This window comes from Streptomyces sp. NPDC059832 (genome assembly GCF_042731715.1).
GTDB lineage: Bacteria > Actinomycetota > Actinomycetes > Streptomycetales > Streptomycetaceae > Streptomyces.
In genome coordinates this window covers 1-3,747 of sequence record NZ_JBHWIY010000096.1, presented here as the reverse complement: position 1 = coordinate 3,747, position 3,747 = coordinate 1, and the positions used below count along the sequence as shown (strand labels likewise).

General features: G+C 66.2%; 5 protein-coding genes and 1 pseudogene. 2 read left to right on the top strand and 4 right to left on the bottom strand.

What is annotated here, in order from left to right; translation table 11 throughout:
* Positions 1-202: 202 nt before the first annotated feature.
* Positions 203-742, bottom strand: coding sequence for a MarR family winged helix-turn-helix transcriptional regulator (locus ACFV8T_RS45395; protein WP_385339739.1), 540 nt, complete (start codon positions 740-742; stop codon positions 203-205).
* 124 nt (positions 743-866) lie between these two features.
* On the opposite strand from ACFV8T_RS45395, the gene ACFV8T_RS45390 reads away from it, so the two are divergent.
* The gene (locus ACFV8T_RS45390; protein WP_385339736.1) at positions 867-1,367 is read left to right on the top strand and encodes a cupin domain-containing protein; all 501 of its coding nucleotides are present in this window, start codon (positions 867-869) and stop codon (positions 1,365-1,367) included.
* Between the two features lie 382 nt (positions 1,368-1,749).
* Entirely contained in the window at positions 1,750-2,169 is a 420-nt protein-coding gene (locus ACFV8T_RS45385) for a RidA family protein (protein WP_385339734.1), read from the top strand.
* On the opposite strand, the pseudogene ACFV8T_RS45380 reads toward ACFV8T_RS45385, so the two are convergent.
* The 3 genes and pseudogenes from ACFV8T_RS45380 to ACFV8T_RS45370 all read right to left on the bottom strand — a co-directional run.
* A pseudogene (locus ACFV8T_RS45380) lies at positions 2,166-2,375 on the bottom strand (IS630 family transposase); the annotation flags it as partial. The gene ACFV8T_RS45385 and the pseudogene ACFV8T_RS45380 overlap by 4 nt on opposite strands.
* Positions 2,376-2,405: 30 nt before the next feature.
* The gene (locus ACFV8T_RS45375; protein ID WP_385339731.1) at positions 2,406-2,813 is read right to left on the bottom strand and encodes a hypothetical protein; all 408 of its coding nucleotides are present in this window, start codon (positions 2,811-2,813) and stop codon (positions 2,406-2,408) included.
* Between the two features lie 560 nt (positions 2,814-3,373).
* Positions 3,374-3,562 (bottom strand): peptidoglycan-binding protein, encoded by a 189-nt coding sequence (locus tag ACFV8T_RS45370; RefSeq protein ID WP_385339728.1) that lies wholly within the window; start codon positions 3,560-3,562, stop codon positions 3,374-3,376.
* Positions 3,563-3,747: the final 185 nt, after the last annotated feature.

Genomic DNA, 3,747 nt, shown 5'->3' with positions numbered 1-3,747 from the left:
TACCGCAGCCCGATCGACTACGAACAAAGCCACCCGGCCGACTCCGCTCTGAAGCTGGCCGCATAGAAGATCTCCACGGTTCGAGGGGATTGACACCGGCAGCATCACCACACTGCGTGAAGACGACGTCTTCCACAACCGCCAGATCGTCAGCCTCAGTAACACCTGCCATCTCGACTTCGCCAGAGCCGGATGGCCTCAATTACTCGATTGCCCGGAGCAGGGCGCGAAGGGCGCGGTCGAGAGTTTCGCGTTCGTCGGGGGTGAGGCCGGAGAGGAGGCGGGATTCGTTGGCGGCGTGGTCGGTGACTGCGGCGTCGACGACCTTGTGTCCTCGGCCGGTGAGCGCGACATGCAGGCTGCGGCGGTCGGTGGGATCGAGGCGGCGTTCCACCAGGCCGTCCGCTTCCAGGCGGTCCAGGCGGTTGGTCATGCCGGCGCGGGAAAGCATCAGCGTCTTCGCGAGGGCGGACGGGATCAGGGTGTAAGGGGGCCCGGATCGGCGCAGTGCGGCCAGGACGTCGAACTCGCCGCGGCGCAGGCCGTGCTGGGCGAAGACTTCCTCGAGTGCGGGGGTGAGGATGAGCGAGAGCTGACCCAGCCGTCCGAAGACTCCCATCGCTGACAGGTCCAGGTCCGGCCGTTCCTTGTGCCACTGGTCGAGGATCTGGTCGACCGCGTCCCCGGGCTTCCGGCGTTCCTCGGCAGTCGCGCCCTGTTTGGTCACGTCTTTCTTGGTCACGTCCCCTATCTTATTCGACGGCTGATAGTTAGATGTCGTACTATTCGGCGTGGAATCACTTCTGTCGATCTCGATCCCGGCTCGCGGCCGGGGTCGGATGCGGCTCCGATGAATGGAGAGGCATATGTCCTTGATCACTCCCGATGCCCAGGGCGGAATTCTGGTCCGGGATGCCGAGGCCGAGATGCTGGGCAGCGCTGACAGCGCCGTACGGCTCTTCGCCGACGCCAGCACCACCGGCGGGGCCCTGAGCGCCCAACGGGTGACCCTCACCGCGGGTACCGACGGAGCCTCACCTCACCACCACACCGGATCCGCCGAGCTCTTCTTCGTGCTCGGCGGTCGGCTCCAGGCGCTGACCGGGGACAGTGTGATCACCGCGGACGAGGGAGACTTCCTCCTCGTGCCACCAGGACTGCCGCACGCTTTCGCTGCCGAACCCGATGCGGACGCCGACGTGCTGATCGTCATCACCCCCGGCGTCGAGCGCTTCGACTACTTCCGGCTGCTGGACCGTGTCCGCAAGGGCACGGCCGATCCGCAGGAAGTCCTGGATTCGCAAGAGCGCTTCGACAACTTCTTCGTGGAAAGTGCCGCGTGGCGGCGGGCCCGTCAGCGTCACTGATCCGCCCCCGCCACCCCGACTCCGACGGCTACGAGGCCGACCTCGCCGACGCCCTCGACCAGCTCATGCGCCACGCCCGCACCGGACACGCCACCCCCACCGCACAGCACCTGATCACCCGCACGCCGGCGCTTCCGCGGCCCGTCGGCGGCCGGGTCACGTCACCGGCGGGCAGGACCATACGAACTCTTCGACACCCGGCTCGAGGATCGGGCCGGACACGCGGTCACCGTCCTCGACGCGACGCTGTACATGTGACACAGCCGACGCCGCGGTCGGTCCCCGTTTCCGTCCGGCCGTGCGTGCGTGCACCGGCCTACGATCCGCCGAACGCCGTGGAATCGATCGTCCAGACCCAATCTTCAGTGAGGAATCGTCACACATGAGCGACAACCGCACCATCACCAACCCTGCCGGACTGCACGACCCCACCCCGTTCGGTTACAGCCATGCCGCTTCCGCACCCGGCGATCTGGTGTTCATCGGTGGGCAGTACGCCTCCGACGACACCGGCCAGGTCGTGCCCGGCGACTTTGCCGCACAGGTTGAGCGGTCCTTCGCCAACCTGCGCACCGCGCTCGCCGACGCCGGTCTTGGCTTCGAACATGTCGTACGGCTCGGCACGTACATCGTCGACCATGACCTGGAGAAGCTGGAAATCCTCGGCAAGGCGCTGCACGGCGCCTGGGCCGACCGGCTGCCCGCCCAGACACTCAGCGGGGTCGCCTCGCTCGCGCTGCCCGGGATGCTCTTCGAGATCGACGCGGTCGCGGTCCGCCCGGCCGAGGGATCCGAAAGCTAGTGCCCTGAACCGGGAATCCGGTTCAGATATCCGGCGAGGCGTTCGAGGATCTCGTCTGCGGACTTCGTCCAGACGAAAGGGTGTGAATCTTCGTTCCAGGTCTTGATCCAGGTCCGGATGTCCTTCTCCAGGCTCTGGACGCCCCCGTGGACGCCTCGCCGTATCTGCTTGCCGGTCAGGAGTCCGAACCATCGCTGCTGAGTGTTGGCGCTCCGGCGCGCGCGAGCCGCGGAGGCCTACGCGTATGGCACGACCACTACCTGCACGTCGTCCTCATAGACGACCCGACCCGGACCGGCGGAACGCAGCAGCCGGCAATCGACGCCGTGGGCGGCCAGAATCTCCGGACAGCCAGGGACCCGCACGAGGAGATGCTCGGCTGACGGCTTGAACCACGCCGCAGCCCCGGGGTTGATCCCGTGGTCGTAAATGGTGGAATCAACAGTCGAGGCGTCGGCGTACGCGGCGTTGTACCAACTGTTGTTGCTGCGGCGGAAGAGCTCCTGTTCTTCCGACAGCTTCCCCTCCCGCACAAGAGTGCTGATGAGGCCAAAGACGCCGGTGAAGTGGCATCGCAGATTCCGGTGCGGCGACTCGAACCGTACGTACTGGACGGTCTCGCTGTCGCTGTCAGTCAACCCCACAGGGCTATCTTCTCACCACGCTCCCCGCAATCCGGTTGGCGTTCTCCCGTCTGCCAGCGGCGGCCCCACACGCGCTGACGCACTCGCATCAGGGATATCAAACACGCATAGAGGAAATAGACACTCTTCCACGAGAAGCCGCAGCAGTGGACGCCAGCAAAGGCAGCCCCTGGACATCCTTGCCCGACTGCTTCCTGAACCATGACCGAACGGTCATGCCGGTCGACACCGGCCTACCGGGCGAACCCGAACCCGGTGGCGTCACCCGAACCGATGAGAGTGACGGCCGCCTGCTGAAGCCCGGCAAGGACACCGCTTCCCTCTGTGCGTTCATGCCGCCGTTACGGCGTGACGGTGTAACGGTGTAACGGCGTGAAGACAACATCGCTCTGAGCTGGTGTTTGCCCGGCAGGCGGCGCCTCACCCGTCCGTTCGACGCCCGAGGCCGGACGGCCCAGCACTCACTACCGTCGCATCTGCTGATGCGATGCCCTCCGCGGCAACATCACAGTCTCGCTGCACGTACTCGGCTCGGCCGCAAGCCGCGGAGATGACCCGTTTCAGTGTCCGCAGCCGGACATGGGGGTGACGAGATACTTCCAGGTCTGGGGTTCGACCTGACCGTCGGGCTTGAGACCGCTGCAGCTCCGGACGGCACGTACGGCGGCATCGGTGCCTTCACCGAAGCTGCAGTCGAGGGCGAGCATGCAGTCGTAGTCGTAGTTCAGCAGGCACTGGATCTGCTTCACCTTCGAAAATCCTGGCCGGATACGGCGGCTAGCCACCGGGGCCGGCCGCGCGCACCGCCCCTACTCGGTCGTGTGCGTGGGGTAGACCTCAACGTCGGTGTAGGCGCCCTTGATGTCCCCCGCGCCCGCGGGCCACTTCAGGCTCACCGTGTGGGTCTCGTTCGGGGGCGTCACCAGGATGTTGG

Excerpts from the sequence above, each read along its gene's own strand:
- ACFV8T_RS45390 (WP_385339736.1), top strand. The coding sequence starts at position 867 with ATGTCCTTGATCACTCCCGATGCCCAGGGCGGAATTCTGGTCCGGGAT.
- ACFV8T_RS45385 (WP_385339734.1), top strand. The coding sequence starts at position 1,750 with ATGAGCGACAACCGCACCATCACCAACCCTGCCGGACTGCACGACCCC.